Annotated in this window: 10 protein-coding genes and 1 pseudogene; 10 read left to right on the top strand and 1 reads right to left on the bottom strand. The window is 37.7% G+C overall.

From position 1 onward, the window contains the following. Positions 1 to 226: 226 nt before the first annotated feature. Entirely contained in the window at positions 227 to 694 is a 468-nt protein-coding gene (locus KI363_RS05130) for a CarD family transcriptional regulator (protein WP_212965687.1), read from the top strand. Between the two features lie 96 nt (positions 695 to 790). Here the strand turns inward: KI363_RS05130 and KI363_RS05125 are convergent, their stop codons facing one another. Further along, complete coding sequence (locus KI363_RS05125) at positions 791 to 2,542, bottom strand: alpha-glycosidase (protein ID WP_212965686.1); 1,752 nt, start codon at positions 2,540 to 2,542, stop codon at positions 791 to 793. 345 nt (positions 2,543 to 2,887) lie between these two features. Here KI363_RS05125 and KI363_RS05120 point away from each other — a divergent pair, with 345 nt between their 5' ends. From KI363_RS05120 to KI363_RS21955, 9 genes and pseudogenes are all read left to right on the top strand, one after another. Further along, a complete protein-coding gene (locus tag KI363_RS05120) occupies positions 2,888 to 4,177 on the top strand; it encodes an ABC transporter substrate-binding protein (RefSeq protein WP_212965685.1) in 1,290 nt (429 codons plus the stop codon). A 475-nt stretch (positions 4,178 to 4,652) separates the two neighbouring features. After that, positions 4,653 to 5,681 (top strand): LacI family DNA-binding transcriptional regulator, encoded by a 1,029-nt coding sequence (locus KI363_RS05115; RefSeq protein ID WP_212965684.1) that lies wholly within the window; start codon positions 4,653 to 4,655, stop codon positions 5,679 to 5,681. A gap of 318 nt (positions 5,682 to 5,999) precedes the next feature. Continuing rightward, positions 6,000 to 7,298, top strand: coding sequence for a sugar ABC transporter substrate-binding protein (locus KI363_RS05110; RefSeq protein WP_158324033.1), 1,299 nt, complete (start codon positions 6,000 to 6,002; stop codon positions 7,296 to 7,298). Between the two features lie 519 nt (positions 7,299 to 7,817). Then, positions 7,818 to 9,104 carry a sugar ABC transporter permease gene (locus tag KI363_RS05105; RefSeq protein WP_158324034.1) on the top strand — a complete coding sequence of 429 codons (1,287 nt, stop codon included), beginning with the start codon at positions 7,818 to 7,820 and terminating at the stop codon, positions 9,102 to 9,104. Beyond that, positions 9,101 to 9,943 (top strand): sugar ABC transporter permease, encoded by an 843-nt coding sequence (locus tag KI363_RS05100; RefSeq protein ID WP_158324035.1) that lies wholly within the window; start codon positions 9,101 to 9,103, stop codon positions 9,941 to 9,943. The genes KI363_RS05105 and KI363_RS05100 overlap by 4 nt, the downstream gene beginning before the upstream one ends. 423 nt (positions 9,944 to 10,366) lie before the next feature. After that, a complete protein-coding gene (locus tag KI363_RS05095; RefSeq protein ID WP_212965683.1) occupies positions 10,367 to 13,987 on the top strand; it encodes an alpha-amylase family glycosyl hydrolase in 3,621 nt (1,206 codons plus the stop codon). A 619-nt stretch (positions 13,988 to 14,606) separates the two neighbouring features. Next, complete coding sequence (locus tag KI363_RS05090; protein ID WP_158324233.1) at positions 14,607 to 15,635, top strand: LacI family DNA-binding transcriptional regulator; 1,029 nt, start codon at positions 14,607 to 14,609, stop codon at positions 15,633 to 15,635. A 75-nt stretch (positions 15,636 to 15,710) separates the two neighbouring features. Beyond that, positions 15,711 to 15,983 (top strand): annotated as a pseudogene (locus tag KI363_RS21960) (transposase); the annotation flags it as partial. Next, positions 15,969 to 16,415 carry an RDD family protein gene (locus KI363_RS21955; RefSeq protein ID WP_281414074.1) on the top strand — a complete coding sequence of 149 codons (447 nt, stop codon included), beginning with the start codon at positions 15,969 to 15,971 and terminating at the stop codon, positions 16,413 to 16,415. The pseudogene KI363_RS21960 and the gene KI363_RS21955, both read left to right, overlap by 15 nt. Positions 16,416 to 16,527 lie beyond the last annotated feature (112 nt).

Here is a 16,527-nt window from a genome sequence, read left to right as displayed (position 1 = left end):
GTCCTATTGTTGTTTGTCACGATAGAACAGTCTTTTTGTCTTGAACATCGTCACCAATCGATTAAAAGAACCCATTTGCAACGTCAGAGTTTTTTTATCAATTTTTTTCAAAAAGACAGCCTTTAATGGTTGACTATCATTATTTTTGTATGTTATATTGATAAATTTGTATATTTTCCCGTAAAGTGGTATCATAGAAATAGAACGAATATAGGAGTGGATCAGTTTGTTTGATATAGGTGACAAAGTATTTTATCCAATGCACGGAGCAGGGGTTATTCAAGCGATTGAAATGAAAGAAATACAGGGTCACGTGGTGGAATATTGTGTTATTACCATTCCAATTATCAATCTAAACATTATGTTACCACGGAAGAATTTGGCTAAGGCTGGCATTCGGTCTGTCGTCGATATCCAAACAGCGAGAAGAATTGTGGACAATTTTCATGACGAGAAACCAAGCAGTGACTTACCATGGAAAGAACGATACAAGCGCAACTTAGAACTGCTTAAATCAGGAGAAATGCAAAATTCTGCTCAAGTCGTACAAGACCTGTTATATCGACAAAAAGAAAAACCGCTTAATTCCACTGAAAAGCAATTGCTTAGTGATGCGCATAAAGCTTTGGTAAGTGAGATCAGTATTATCAAAGATATTTCTGCTGAGCAAGCAGACGAATTACTACAAGCTTAATATCGATTTGAAAACCCCCTCTACTATTCCATTTTTAGAAGGGGGTTTAAATTTATCTGTAAATCTTTTGTGTCATTTTTAAACTCCGAGGGAGCATCAATTGCTAAATTCCAATATAGAAAATCCTTTTGCTTCCAATTGTATCTGTTTATCGTGTAACTTATTTCCAGTCCATAAATCAATGGGAGTTTGTCTATTGAAAAGAGCAGGAAATTGGAATGATTCTGCTTGCTTGGACAAATTAAAAACCACAAGGATTTTCTTATCTTCTTTCTCTTTCATAAACGCAAAACAATTCGAATTTGACTTCACAGGCAAAAAGGAGAGAGTCCCTTCATTTGCAAGTAAAGGTTGCTCTTTACGAAGAGCAATTAACTTCTGAACATGTTCGAACAACTGACGATCTTGCTCAGTTTCATCCCATATCATACATTTTCTGCAACCAGGGTCCCCGCCACCATCCATTCCAATTTCATCGCCATAATAAATGCATGGAGTCCCAATAAAGGTTAAAAGGAATGTCAAAATTTGTCGAACCTTTCGTTTGTCACCAGCGCATTCATTTAATACTCGAGGTGTATCATGACTACCAACTAAATTGAACGCGTTCGCATTTACAGGCGAGGGATACTTATGAATAACCGCTGTCATATTCTCAACAAAATGTTGACAGTCAATGGTTTCTTTGGCAAATAAATCAAGGATATTTCGAGTAAAAGGATAGTTCATGACCGCATCAAACTGATCCCCGCGTAGCCAAGGCATCGCATCATGCCATATTTCTCCAAGGATGTATAGGTCAGGCTTTATCCCTTTTACAACTCGGTGAAAATCTCTCCAAAATTCATGATCGACTTCATTAGCTACATCAAGTCGCCAACCATCAATATCGAATTCTTCCACCCAATAACGACCAACATTTAACAAATAATTCCTTACCTCTTCATTTTGCGTATTTAATTTCGGCATATAAGGTGTGAAGGCAAAGGTATCATAATTAGGTTTTGGCTCAAAAGATAGTGGAAACTCATGGATATGAAACCAATCTTTGTATTCGGAAGCCTGTCCCTTTTCAACCACATCCTGAAATTGTGGAAAATAAAAGCCAGAATGATTAAAAACGGCATCAAGCATTACTTTTATTCCATTGTCATGGCATACTTTCACCAATTGTTTCAGCGTTTCCTTGTCACCAAATTGTGGGTCAATTTCTAAATAATCAATGGTGTCATACTTATGATTAGAATAAGCCTTAAAAATGGGAGTGAAATAGATTCCTGTTATCCCAAGCTCTTTTAAATAGGAAATATGATCGATCACTCCTTGTAAATCTCCGCCAAAAAAATTATCTGGTTTTGGTTCACGACTGCCCCATTTAAGCGTCCCTTTGGGATCGTTTTCAAGATTCCCATTGGCGAATCGTTCAGGAAAAATTTGATACCAAACTGTATCCTTTACCCATGATGGTGGTTGAAAGGCATCTGATGCATGGACGAAAGGGATCGCAAAGTAGAAATCGGTAACCTTTGGTTTTTCGTCCGAAAATCCACCCTCCCCAAAATAGATCGATTTTCTCCCATCATTAAGCTCAAATCCATAACGAAGCCGGCGGTAAGGTGGTTTGATCACAACGTGCCAATAATCGTAAAACTGGTCTGTCCCCGTTTTTCTCATAGGCGTTTTCACATTTTTCCATTCTTTGTTCGACCAATCGTAAGGATCTCCGTGAATGAGTTTGATGGATTCACAGTCCCCTTTTTGCGTTTGGATCATAATATTTACGCTACCATTAGCGCAAGCGTATGCATAATTATCTGTTGGTCTATGTATGATAGAATGCTTATTCACTCCATCTCCTCCTTTGGTTACTGTCTATTCAACTATAATGTAGGCTATATTGAAAGCTCTTGTCAATGAAAATGATAAACTTTCTAAAAAACTATTGACAGAATTTACAAATCCAATATAATTATAGACGAATTGATGAAAGCGTTTGCGCAAACTTATTGATTTACTACAAAATGGCTGTGAAAAAGGGGGAGTGGATCTACAAAGGAATGGAAAAATAAGCTGCTCGATATCGAGACTCTTAAGTTTTCGCAAAATCCAATGATAACGTGTGTCTGTTTACTTAAATGAGAATGGAAACTGCTGTAAATAAAGAAAAGGAATACATATATGAGGAGTGAATAAATGATGAGACGCTATATGGGTGGGGTAGTTTATTTGTGTTTCTTTTTACTGTTGGTCTCTTGTAGTCCGGAAGCAACTAAACAGGTAAATGAAGATCAAGAAGAGTCGGTGGTCGTCTCCATGTCAACAGCCCATGTTGATGGGGAATGGTTGGAGAAAATGAAACCTAAGGTTGAGGAAAAATTCCCACATATTACGCTCGAATTAGTCGATATGCCATCTGTGGATACGGAAGAATTTGAAGACAAAGTTTACAAAGGAGAAATACCAGATATTCTCACGGTTCTGGAACAGCGTAGAGATTTTATGATCATGAGAGAATATGAGTTAGAGTATGATTTTGAGGAGATAATCGAAGCGAAAGATTTTGACCTATCCATTTATGATGAATCTATTATGAATAGTTTCCGAAATGCGACCCCAACTGGAGGAATTGTCGCCTTGCCGATTCAATCCAATTACTTTGCCATTAATTATAATAAAGACATCTTTGACCGTTTTGGGATCTCTTACCCAGTTGAACCAATGACTTGGTCTGAAGTCATGGATCTAGCGGATGATATGACCCGTGAATTCGATGGCGTACAATATCATGGGGTCACCATTAATCCCTATCTTGCTTGGTTTATTTTCACCCAGTTTGAAGAAAACATGATTGATCCAGATACAAATGAGGTTAATGTCATCAACTCAACAGCAATGAAGAATATCTTTAAAATGCTGGACGAATATGCCTCGATTCCAGGTAATGCGCCAAGCGGGGAATGGGGGACAGCTTTTGAGGAAGGCAACGTAGCAATGGATATTAATTGGGCTAGAACCTATAATGTCGAAGAAGGCATTGAAGGAGTAAACTTTGGGTTTGCCCCATTTCCTACATGGGATGCCAATCCAGGAATTGGTGTGGAACCAAATGTCACGGCATGGATGATCACGAACACGTCAGAACATAAAGAAGAAGCATTTGAGGTTATCTCCTATCTTACCTCTGCTGAAGCCCGTGTTCCGGAGATCCGGACAGGGAGTGTCCCGGCGCTTGCAGATCCAGAAATTAAAGAACAATTTATGGCGGACATTGAACACTCAGAAGATTATAATCTAGGTGCGCTAGAAAAACTAACATCATCAAGTGGCCCCCCTAAAATAAGCCTTTATGAAAATAGTGCTCCACTTCGAGAAATGATGGAAAAGTTTGTGATTGAAAAACGAGGAACCGATGTGAATGAATTTTTGCGAGAAGTTGAACAGGAGATTGAAAATTACGTGATGGATGAAGAGAATAAGGAATAAATTATCTAAATAATAACCTAGACTCCATCTAAAATAGGTGGGGTCTATTTGATGCTTACCCAATAATCGTAAAACTGGTCTGTCCCTGTTTTCCTCATTCCATTTGGAGCATAAAATTTACGCTGTTATTGGTGCGAACGTTTGCATGATATATATATGATAGAATGCTTATTTAATTTTTCTCCTCTCATAAAAAATTAATATGACTTTTTACTATAATCTAGACTGATTGCCAATGAAAGGAGGTGAAGTATTAAAAATATAGACATGTTGACAGAAGTAAAAAAACCAATATAATAATAAGTGAATAAGGGCAATCGTTTGCACAGAATCCTTACTTCTTTTCATCTGGCATTTTTATGGCTAATAAGAAACATAGAATGAGAATTAAGAACATCCTTTTATTTGAATAGCAAAAGGAAAAGGGGATTGTATTATAGTTAATATTTTTAATAATAATGAGAGCAGGGGTAACATGTCTATAACGATCAAGGATGTAGCTAAGTATGCAAATGTTGCTCCATCAACTGTATCAAGAGTGATTGCTGATAGTCCTAGGATTAGTGAAGAGACGAAAAATAAGGTGAAAATAGCAATGGAGGAACTTGGATATCACCCTAATTTAATAGCGAGAAGCCTCGTTAGTAGAGCCACCAATGTACTTGGACTGGTCATGCCAGAATCTGTAGATGTCGTTTTCCAAAATCCTTTCTTTTCAAGTGTACTTCAGGGGCTTAGTGAAAGTGCTCATGAAAAGACTTATGCTTTACAAATGACAACCGGGAAAACAAAAGATGAAATTTTCCAAGAAGTAGTTGAGATGGTGCAAGGAAGAAGGGTCGACGGTCTCGTGTTATTAAACTCGTATGTGGAAGATCGATTGACTTCTTATCTAATGAAATGTGATTTTCCTTTCGTGATTATTGGCAAACCATATAGGAATGAAGAGCGGATTACCTATATCGATAATGATAATTTCCGTGCAGCAAAAGAGGCGACAGAATATTTATTAAGCCTTCACCATGAAAGAATTGCTTTTATTGGTGGAAGTCCTGAATTAGTTGTCACGGTGGATCGGCTTAATGGGTATGAGAAGGCGCTGGATAATGCCGGGATTAAACTGCGGGATTCTGTCTATGCAGCTTTTTTAAAAAAAGGTGGGCAGGAGGCAGTGGTGGAACTATTAAAACGAGAAGAACCGCCAACAGCATTAATCGTATCAGATGATTTGATGGCCTTGGGTGTATTGCAAATGCTAGGTGAAATGGGAATTTCTATAGGTGAAGAAATGTCTATTGTAAGTTTTAATAATGCGTTTTTAGCTCGAATGACGCAACCGCCTTTGACATCAGTAGATATTAATATTTTTTCATTAGGTTATGAGGCTGCGAAAAATTTAATTCTCAAAATTGAAAATCCGCAAGAACCAATAAAGAGAATAATTATCCCGCATCAACTGGTAGTGAGATCATCTAGTGCACCTCAAAAATTGAAAAATAAATGATTGAATTCAAGGGGGCGTTCGTAGCTGAGCCTTCGACTAGGAATAGCTTTTTTAAAACTACGAAAAACTACTGACTAATGTCTGCAATAAGCTGGAATAAATACAAATAAATGATATCATTAAACTAGTTCTATTGAACTATAACAATAGAACTTAATAAAAAATAGAAATATTAAATTACTTGTTGCTTTTTTATTTATGAGAGATTATAATGAATTTAGCGCAATCGTTTTCGTTTGTATTTACTAAACGGAGGTGCTTTATTATTTCTGTTTTGTGCAAGCGGTTGCGCTAAAAAGAGAATTCGGAGGGGTTAAAATGAAAAGGTCAATCTCATTTTTGCTAGCTATGATGTTAATAATCGGAATGCTAGCTGCATGTGGGCCAAGTAGGTCAGAAACTGGGGGGACAAATAAACCAGAAGGGAATTCGGAGAACAACTCTGAAGAAAATAAGGGAGAAGAAACCGATAAGCCTGAAAAACTTACTGTATGGGTAAATGATGAAGAGTCACAAAAAGTTGTACTTCGTGAAATTTTTGATAAATACGAAGAGGAAACAGGTATTACAATAGAAACAGTTGAGATGAACATGCTTGATCAAATCGAGGCGCTTGCACTGGATGGACCGGCGGGAAAAGGGCCAGATCTTTTCTTCCAGCCACATGATAGAATTGGTAATGTTGTACTACAAGGATTAGCGGAACCAGTAGATTTAGGAGAAGTTCAGGGCGATTATGTAGATACAGCCATTGAAGCTGTTACATATGATGGGGAAATTTGGGGTGCGCCTTTAGTTGTAGAAACATATGGGACTTTTTACAATAAAGATTTAGTTGAGAAGGCACCCGAGACAATGGATGAATTAATGGAAATTGCTGAAAGTCAAACTGATGAATCAAAAGATGAATACGGATTCTTAATGGAAGCCGCAAACTTTTATTTTTCATATCCATTTTTCGCGGCAACTGGGGCCTATGTGTTTAACAAAGATGACGGCGCTTATAATGTGGATGATATTGGTCTAAATAATGATGGTGCGATTCAAGGAGGAGAGTTGATTTCTTCTTGGTATAAGGAAGGGTATATTCCAGTAGAGGTAAATCCAGATATTATGAATGGACTTTTCACTGAAGGAAAAACTGCTGTTGTGATCACGGGACCATGGAATATTCCAACCTATAAAGAAGCACTTGGTGATAGTCTTGGAACCGCTATATTGCCCAAGATCGATGGTACAGTACCACAGTCGTTTGTCGGTGTAAAATCATGGATGCTTTCCTCTTATTCTGAAAATAAAGAGTGGGCAACAGATTTAATGAAATTCGCAACAAATAAAGAGAACTCTCTCATTTATTTTGAAAAAGCAGGCGAAATGCCAGCAAATCTTGCAGCCCTTGAAGATGAGAAAGTAACTTCGGATGAATTGATCAGTGCTTTTGCTGAACAAGTTGAATATGGTGAACCAATGCCTTCTGCTCCAGAAATGCAACAAGTATGGGATCCCATTAATAATGCGCTATCCTTTATCGCGAAAGGGGATCCGGTAAAAGAAGTTCTCGATGAAGCAGTTGAAGCAATAAAAGATAGTATTGTAGCATCAGGTAGTGGACAATAATCGTTTTTAAGCAGATATGGAATATTTAGATTGGCTACTTGTACGAAATCGTAGAGGAAGTCTTAAAACGTAGATCCAAATCGTGTTTGGATCTACGAAATCGCGGAGGAAGTGCCAAAACGTAGATCCAAGAGGCGTTTGGGTGTACGAAACCGCGAAGGACTTGCTAAAACGTAGATCCAAGAGGCGTTTGGATGTCCGAAATCGCGAGGGACTTGCCAAAATGTAGATCCAAAGTGAGTTTGGGTGTACAAAACCGCGGAGGAAGTGCCAAAATGTAGATCCAAAGTGAGTTTGGGTGTACAAAACCGCGGAGGAAGTGCCAAAATGTAGATCCAAGAGGCGTTTGGATGTCCGAAATCGCGAGGGACTTGCCAAAACGTAGATCCAACCTTTGAGTAAGGTAATATTCCAGGATTTAATAATGCTTAAATAAACAAAAAGCTGAATAAGCAGCGATAAGAGGTGGAATAGGATTGCGGTTTCCCTTTCCACCTTTTCATTAGGGGGATTGCTATTATGCAGGAAGAATCAAAAAGTATACATAACCCTAAGTTGGCAATGATCCTATCAATTATTTTTGCTGGTTTAGGACAATTTTATAATCGACGTTGGATTAAGGGATCAATATTTGTAATTGTTGAACTATTGTTTATTGTTATATGTGGTCAATTTGTGAATGATGGAATATGGGGGTTGAGAACACTCGGTACAATTCCTGGAGAACACCATTCTCTATTTTTAATAATTTTTGGTTTAATCTCTCTAATTTTATTAGGATTTGCGCTTACATTATATGTATTGAATATCATAGATGCGAAAAATGATGCAGTTAAAATTGTTAATGGAGAGGAAAAGCGAACGATAATGGAAGCGTTGCGACATACATGGGATAGGGGATTCCCCTATGTATTTGTGACACCTGGACTGATTATGCTTTTATTTATTGTAGTCCTTCCATTAATGTTTACGGTGGCGTTAGCTTTTACAGATTATAATTTATACAATTCGCCACCACGTAATTTACTTAACTGGGTAGGATTTGACAATTTTACAAACATGGTAACGTTGAAGGCTTGGAAAGATACATTTTTTAAAGTGTTAACGTGGACGATTGTATGGACAGTTTCGTCTACCACATTACAAATCGCATTAGGTTTATTCTTGGCCCTATTAGTAAATGATCCAAGAATTAAATTTAAAAAATTCATTCGCACATTTTTAATATTACCATGGGCTGTACCGGCCTTTGTAACGATTTTAATTTTTGCAGCGATGTTTAATGATAAATTTGGAGCGATAAATCGAGAAATTCTTTCTGTGTTTAATATCGTGATTCCTTGGTTGCAAGACCCATTTTGGACAAAAATTGCTTTAATTATGATTCAAACATGGTTAGGCTTTCCGTTTGTATTTGCCCTATTTACGGGTATCCTCCAAAGTGTATCGAAAGAGTGGTATGAAGCTGCTGATGTTGATGGGGGAACGCGTTGGCAGAAATTTCGTCACATTACATTTCCGCATATTATGTATGCAACAGCACCACTTTTAATCATGCAATATGCAGGGAATTTTAATAATTTCAATATTATTTATCTATTTAATAATGGGGGACCAGCTGTAAGAAATCAAAGCGCTGGAGGAACGGACATCCTTATTTCTTGGGTGTATAAACTGACATTTGAATTAAATCAGTATAATATGGCTGCAGCCATTTCACTAATACTCGGTTTGATTGTAACTGTATTTGCATTTTTTCAATTCCGACGTACGCGTTCCTTTAAAGAGGAGGGGAACATTGAATGAGACCAAAAGTAAAATCAAGAATAGAAGTGACGTTTATTTACCTTTTTCTAGCGATTATGTTTATTGTAATTGCTTATCCACTTGCTTGGACGATTGGAATGTCTCTTAATCCAGGTACAAGTCTTTACTCTGCAAGTATCATCCCGGAAAAGTGGTCCCTAACCCATTATAAATGGCTGTTCACAAGTGAAAATAGTAATTACTTATTATGGTATAAAAATAGTGTGATTGTAGCTATTACGAATGCGGTTGTGTCCGTAATTCTTACTTCCTTAATTGCTTATGCGTTTTCTCGATATAAGTTTGTGGGAAGGAAGTATGGGCTATATGCTTTTCTATTATTACAGATGTTTCCTTCATTAATGGCAATGGTCGCAATTTATGTCATGCTTAATATGATCGGACTTTTAAATACATTGCCCGGACTTATCCTAGTGTATATTGGGGGGCAAATTCCTTTTAATGCCTGGCTTGTGAAAGGATTTTTTGACACGATTCCGAAATCATTAGATGAAGCAGCTAGGATCGATGGGGCTGGACATCTCGGGGTATTCTTCCGCATTATGCTTCCATTAGCTAAACCTATATTAGGTGTTGTGGCATTATTTAATTTTATGGCTCCATTTGTAGACTTCCTGCTTCCCAGAATTATATTAAGGGATCCGGAAAAATTTACACTAGCTGTTGGTTTGTTTAATTTTATCAATAATGAATTTGCAAATAATTTTACTCGCTTTGCAGCAGGTTCCATCTTGATCGCCTTACCAATAGCGGTTGTTTATCTATTCTCACAAAGGTATCTTATTACAGGTCTAACAGCTGGTGGGACAAAAGGATAAATTTATTTATAGATTATGAAGATAAAGTGTTCGAATAGCAATAAAAAAGGATAAGGTTCTACCAAATGATAAAGGGAATAAGGAGTTAGCAATAGATACTTTCAGCTGCTATTACAGAAGAAACTTCTGCAGGAATTGACCAAACAGTTGAGTCTAGTCAACGGTCTTCTAACTCAGTGAAAGAAATTACTGATCATATTGAGTCGCTTTCTACCGTTGCCGCAAATTTAAATCAGTTAATAAAGAAATTTAAAGTAAGTTAAGATGGAGTGGGGATAAATAATGGAGTCATTTATCATAATTATTTATCCCTTTTTCTCCGACATTACATTTGATAAGCGATAAAATATGAAAGATATATGAGAACCAAATCCTTGAAGTATTAGCAATCGCTTACACAAAAATATGAAAGGGGAAATGATGATGATTAAATGGTTGGATCGGAAGCACATTTCAGTTTTTATGATTGTCCTTGTGCTATTTACCCTTTTACCAGGTTTCTCGGAGGAAACAGCAGGAAAAACGAATGTGGAAAGTCCGATAGTCCATGACGATGGAACTGTTACATTTTATTATGAGGGCACTGAATCAGATCAAGTACGGGTAGCCGGTAGTTTTACAGATTGGGAGGAAAATGCGCTAAAGATGGATGAAGTGGATGGACTATGGACGGTCACGACAGATGTTCTCACTCCTGATGTCTATCAGTATAAGCTTATTCTTGGTGATAGTGATTGGATTTTGGATCCACTTAATCCGAGTGAGATAAGTGGAAATAATAAACTAGTTGTACAGGGGATAAATTTGAAAGCGGTTCCCTCGTTGCTTGAACAAAATAGTACAGTCCAACTAAAGGGACATTTTATTGGAGAAGATGGAAACAGCAAGGAAGAATCTTCAGCTATTAATTGGTCTTTGGAGGGTGCACCTTCAAGCGTGGAATTAAATGGTGAAAAATTAACAATTGGGAAGGATACTCCAATTGGCACAACATTTTCCATTATAGCGACGTATGAATCTTATACGGCGAAAAAAGCAGTCGAAGTTTCTGGGCAGTTAAAAAAGTATACGGTAAATTATCATCGAATAGATAATAATCTAGAAGATTGGAACTTACATATTTTTGATGGCGGATATGAGCCAGAAAACTATGATTTTGACTCCACAACTACTGTACATTCGCCTGACGGAGAGGAATTTGTATTTTCGACAGGGACTTTTTCTTTTCCGAATGATAGCTTAAAGTTAATTCCACGCAAAGGGGATTGGGAGAGTCAGGATTCTGAATTCGCAGTTCACATACCTGAAGGGGAAAGCGAAATAGAAGTATGGATTATTCAAGGCTTTCATGAAGTATTTACGAGTGAAAATGCGGCAATCAGAGCCTTAACTACATCCTTATCACCTCATATTCGATTCGTATATGAACGACCGGATGAAAATTATGAAGACTGGGATGTCTGGGTTTGGGGGACTGGTGCTCAAGATGATAATATTAATTTTACTAGTTTTGAAGCGGGCAAGGCGATTGCTAATATCGGAGTGGGGCCAAATATAGAGCAGGTTGGCTTTAAGGTACGGAAAGGAAATTGGGAAGAAGAAGAACCAGGCGGAGATCGCTATATTAAAGTAAATCGGTTAGACCCGATTACAAAAGTTTATGTAAATAGTGGACAGACTGACGTTTTCACGGTGCCAGCCATGGAGTCGCCCACCGTTACAAATGGAAATGCAACCTTCTATTATCGTGATAAAGATTTATATTTATCAGATCAAATGTCGAAAATAGATAAGGTTGAGCTTGGTATTTTAGGTGAACGTTATGAAATGGTCAAAGAAGAAAAGAATGAACGATTTGTATATACGTACAAGGATTTACCTTCTGGGGAACATGAATATACCTTCTTTGTAACCATCGATGGAAAAACAACTGAGGTGGTTGATCCTTATTTTGCTATAGATGGAAAATCAGTGATCTCCTTCTTTCAATCAAATATAGAGGTAGATGGAGCCGTTTCTCCCAAAGCGATCGATTATAATGAAAATGCTGTTTTAACCTTGGATATCGTGAATGAAGAGGAAGTTGAATTCCGGGAAATCTCTGTCGACTTGTCTGAGATTGGGGGAAAATCGAATGTAGCGATTGATCCTGCACTAAAGGAAGTGACGATCTCTGTACGTGATTCGGTAACCGCAGGTGTGAAAAAACTTCCTATTAAAGTGATCGATGAATATGGTAATGAGCATGTTGGTGAAGCAGAAATAACTATAAAAACTCGTAAGTTCATTGGGGAGGATGATTTTGATTGGGATGAAGCGAGGATTTATTTTCTGTTAACCGATCGTTTTTTCAACGGAGATCCTTCGAATGATGATCCATATGGAATTGGTTATGACAAAAATGACCCTGGAGCTTACCAAGGGGGAGATTTTAAAGGGATTACAAAAAAGCTGGATTACCTACAGGATTTAGGCATTAATACAATTTGGATTAGTCCGATTGTCGAAAACATAGCCCATGATGTTCGATATTTAGATGATCCTCATCTTACTCCTTACTATGCTTATCACGGTTATTGGGCAAGTAATTTTAGTGAATTAAATCCTCATTTCGGTACAATGGAAGACCTTCACGAGTTGATTGATGAAGCACATGCGAGAGGAATAAAGCTGATGGTTGATGTGGTGCTAAATCATGCCGGCTATGGATTGAAAGAATCAGATGCTTCAATGGAAGATAAGATTCCACATTTTCCTACAGCTCAAGATAGAGAACGTTTTGCAGGTATGTTTAGGGATGGAGGTAGTGGTGATATTCAGGGTGAATTATCTGGACTTCCTGATTTTATAACGGAGGACGACCAAGTTCGTCAACAACTGATTAAGTGGCAAACGGATTGGATTGAAAAGTCAAAGACACCTCAAGGAAATACGATTGATTATTTCCGTGTGGACACAGTTAAGCATGTGGAAAATACAACTTGGATGGCCTTTAAGAATGCCTTAACAAAAGAATTGCCAACATTTAAACTGATTGGAGAAGTTTGGGGTGCGAGTCAATTTGACGATTATGGCTTTTTGAATGCGGGAATGATGGATTCTCTGTTAGATTTTGATTTTAAATATCAAGCAAGAGATTTTGTTAATGGTAAAATCGATTCTGTTGAGACTAATTTAAAGAACAGAAATGAAATGATCAGTAATACAGCTTCCTTAGGACAATTCTTAAGTTCCCATGATGAAGATGGTTTTCTCGAACAATTTAAAGAGGAAGAAGGAGCACTTGGAAAGTTGATGGTTGCAGCTTCACTGCAAGTGACGGCGAAAGGTCAACCTGTTATTTACTACGGTGAAGAGCTTGGAATATCAGGTGAAAATAATTACCCATATCTTGATAACAGAAATAACCTTCCATGGGATCAAGTGGAGGGAAATAAAGTGTTAGAGCATTACACGAAGATTTTGAATGCTCGTAAAGATTATTCGGCTATCTTTTCAAAAGGAACAAGAGATCAGTTGGCTGGTGGCGATGAATTAGGTTATTCTGTATTTGCACGGAGCTATGAAGGAGAATCCGTTGTTGTGGCTTTAAACACAAATGAAGAAATGGAAAAAATCAATATTGCTGTTCCTTTTGAATCAGATGAGAGAGTGGTAGACATATATAGTGGTCAAACAATAAAGGTAGATCGTGATCAAACGGTAACCGTTGAAATTCCTGGAATGCCAAACGGGGGAACCGTTATCCTAGTTGCTGAAAAAACAACTGATGAACCAATAGGTAATGAGTCTTCAGGAGAAGATAAGACATTGATTGTTGCGGAGAAGCCTGGCAATCAAGAAAAAACAAATGACAAAGATAACCAGATGAAGCCAGAAGGAAAAGCAGATCAGCATTCAAAGAAAACAGGGCATGGGAAAACAAATGGTACATCTGGAAAAGAATTGCCAAATACATCGACTCAGATGTATCGAAATTTGCTAGTAGGTTTTGTTTTACTCTTAATAGGTGGTTCATTGTATGCACTTAGAAGAAAAAGGTAGCTAGCAATTAGAAATGGGGCCTAGCGGGAAGGGCTCCCTTCTATTTACTGCTTAGGAATTTATAAAATCCTAGCTTGTGGATAACTGTTTACGTTACGGTTTGACATCCAGCTCCAGCGCCCAGCGACTAGCAAACTTTCGGTGCCTTCCTACGATAAGTCAACATCGATTCACCCTTCGGTGTCTAGCTACAGGCGGTAGGGGCTCGAGGTCAAATAACCCTGAACCTAGGAAGGGAAAAACCGCCCTTCCTAGGTTCAGGAACATTTGCTTGTCGCCCCTAAGCAACCGCCTTCCGCATTTCGTGGTTCATCGTGTTTCCTTTATCTCAGGCCAACAGGATGTTGGTTAGAACGGCGTTGCGCCAGGACGGCGCGATTTTAGCCGTTCAACCTTATTATCCAAGTTTGTACGTCGCTAAACGGGCGCTTGCGCTTTTGTTCTTATGCGATGAAGTCTTGACACAGGCTTGTGATTCATAAAAAATATAAGTAACCGCTAGCGTGGGTTAAAAAATTTATTTTTGTAGAGGTATGGAAAGAAAAGTGAAATATCTACTGTATAATAGATAGTAATGGAATCATTATGTAGTCACAGTATAAAGAGAGTAGGAGTCATTATGGCTATAACGATTAAAGATGTAGCAAAATTAGCAAATGTTGCCCCATCAACAGTATCAAGAGTGATTGCGGATAATCCACGGATTAGTCAAAAAACGAAAGAACGAGTGCGAAAGGCAATGAAGGAACTGGGCTATCATCCGAATGTGATTGCAAGAAGTTTAGCAAGTCAATCCACAAAAGTACTTGGCCTTGTGATGCCTGGTTCAGCAGATGTTACTTTTCAAAACCCCTTCTTTCCAAATGTGTTAAGGGGATTAAGTGAAAGTGCACACGAAAAGAACTATGCTTTACAAATGACAACTGGAAAAACGGATGATGAAATTTATCAAGATGTAATTCAGATGGTCCACGGAAGAAGAGTAGATGGTCTCGTTCTCTTAAATTCTAAGGTTGATGATAAAATAATAAAATTTCTAAGAAGTCAAAACTTCCCATTCATTATTATTGGCAAGCCCTATAAGTATGAGGCGGAAATTTCCTATGTTGATAATGATAATTTCCGGGCGGCCAAAGAAGTAACAGAATATTTATTAAGTCTTAATCATAAAAGAATTGCTTTTATTGGAGGAAATCGTGATTTAGTTCTCACAATTGATCGTATTTTAGGATATGAAAAAGCCTTGAGAGAGGCTGGGCTTGAGTTTCGTGATTCCTATATTGTGCATGCTGAGTTTTTAGAACAAGGCGGACGAGAGGCAATGGACGAACTGTTGAGGCTAGACGAACCACCAACAGCTTTGGTGGTCACCGATGATTTAATGACACTGGGTGTGTTACACATGCTTGATGAAATGGGAATATCCGTCGCCAAGCAAATGTCGATTGTCAGCTTTAACAATGTTTACTTAGCCCAGATGACACAACCTCCGTTGACATCAGTTGATATTAACATTTTTTCATTAGGTTATGAAGCTGCCAAAAACCTTATTCTAAAAATCGAAAATCCAAAAGAACCGATCAAAAGGATTATTATTCCGCATCAATTGGTGATACGTTCATCCTGTGAAAAACTAGAAAGAAAATAAGGAATTCCCCCTCAGTTGAAAATGGGCTGCTCCCCTAATGTTGGACACTCCATCCAACATTAGGAGGTCTTGAAAATGTCCAAGTATAGTAATGAGTTTAAGCTGCTAGTAGCCCAACGATATGAAAATGAAATCATTAGTTATCGTGACCTGGCAAAGCAATCCGGCATTGACGAATCGGTAATCCGTTATTGGGTATTGTTATTTCAGCATCATGGAGACCAAGCGTTTAATTTTCCCTATACAAATTATCCGGCAGCCTTTAAACTAAGGGTAATTCAATTCATGAACGAGACGAATTATTCCATTCGAGAGGCATCAGCCCTTTTCCATATCCCGGATCTAAGTTGGAACCTTACAGTTGGACTTTTTACAACAAGTGGATTCACAGAATTTGTGTATAAAACGATTTGCTTTTTTATTCTTTTCTTTGTCATTCCACTTATTTGGAATGGAAAAACAATTGGAACAAATATCCTGCGTTTTAAACTAACTCATGTTGATGGGGGAGTACCTAGGTGGCAGTCCTTGCTAAAAAGATTCTTTGCCCTATATTTACCTTTTGTAACATCATGGATCCTAAATATATTTACTGATATTGAGTTAGATATAAATTCATCTCTTTACCTTTATAATGTATGGATTACGGTGATAATATTTGCTTTCCTCATCATTATGTGGACCGTATTATTTATCCATACGATGGTCATCCTCATTAAAAGGGGGAAACGGAACTTTTACTTTGACTATGTAGCAGATTTAGTGCCAAGGAAAAAATAGACCTTAAAAATAACAGCAAATCCCACTTAGGGTTTGCTGTTATTTTTTAAGGTTTATTTAAGGTTAACATTAAAATGGTTTAAGGTTCGGGACGTATAATCATCTTTGTAGT

This window comes from Lederbergia ruris (assembly GCF_018332955.1).
Classification (GTDB): domain Bacteria; phylum Bacillota; class Bacilli; order Bacillales; family Bacillaceae_C; genus Lederbergia; species Lederbergia ruris.
This window is presented reverse-complemented; position numbering and strand designations above follow the sequence as displayed.

Excerpts from the sequence above, each read along its gene's own strand:
- KI363_RS05100 (WP_158324035.1), top strand. The coding sequence starts at position 9,101 with ATGAGACCAAAAGTAAAATCAAGAATAGAAGTGACGTTTATTTACCTT.
- KI363_RS05095 (WP_212965683.1), top strand. The coding sequence starts at position 10,367 with ATGATTAAATGGTTGGATCGGAAGCACATTTCAGTTTTTATGATTGTC.
- KI363_RS05110 (WP_158324033.1), top strand. The coding sequence starts at position 6,000 with ATGAAAAGGTCAATCTCATTTTTGCTAGCTATGATGTTAATAATCGGA.
- KI363_RS05105 (WP_158324034.1), top strand. The coding sequence starts at position 7,818 with ATGCAGGAAGAATCAAAAAGTATACATAACCCTAAGTTGGCAATGATC.
- KI363_RS05090 (WP_158324233.1), top strand. The coding sequence starts at position 14,607 with ATGGCTATAACGATTAAAGATGTAGCAAAATTAGCAAATGTTGCCCCA.
- KI363_RS05115 (WP_212965684.1), top strand. The coding sequence starts at position 4,653 with ATGTCTATAACGATCAAGGATGTAGCTAAGTATGCAAATGTTGCTCCA.
- KI363_RS05120 (WP_212965685.1), top strand. The coding sequence starts at position 2,888 with ATGATGAGACGCTATATGGGTGGGGTAGTTTATTTGTGTTTCTTTTTA.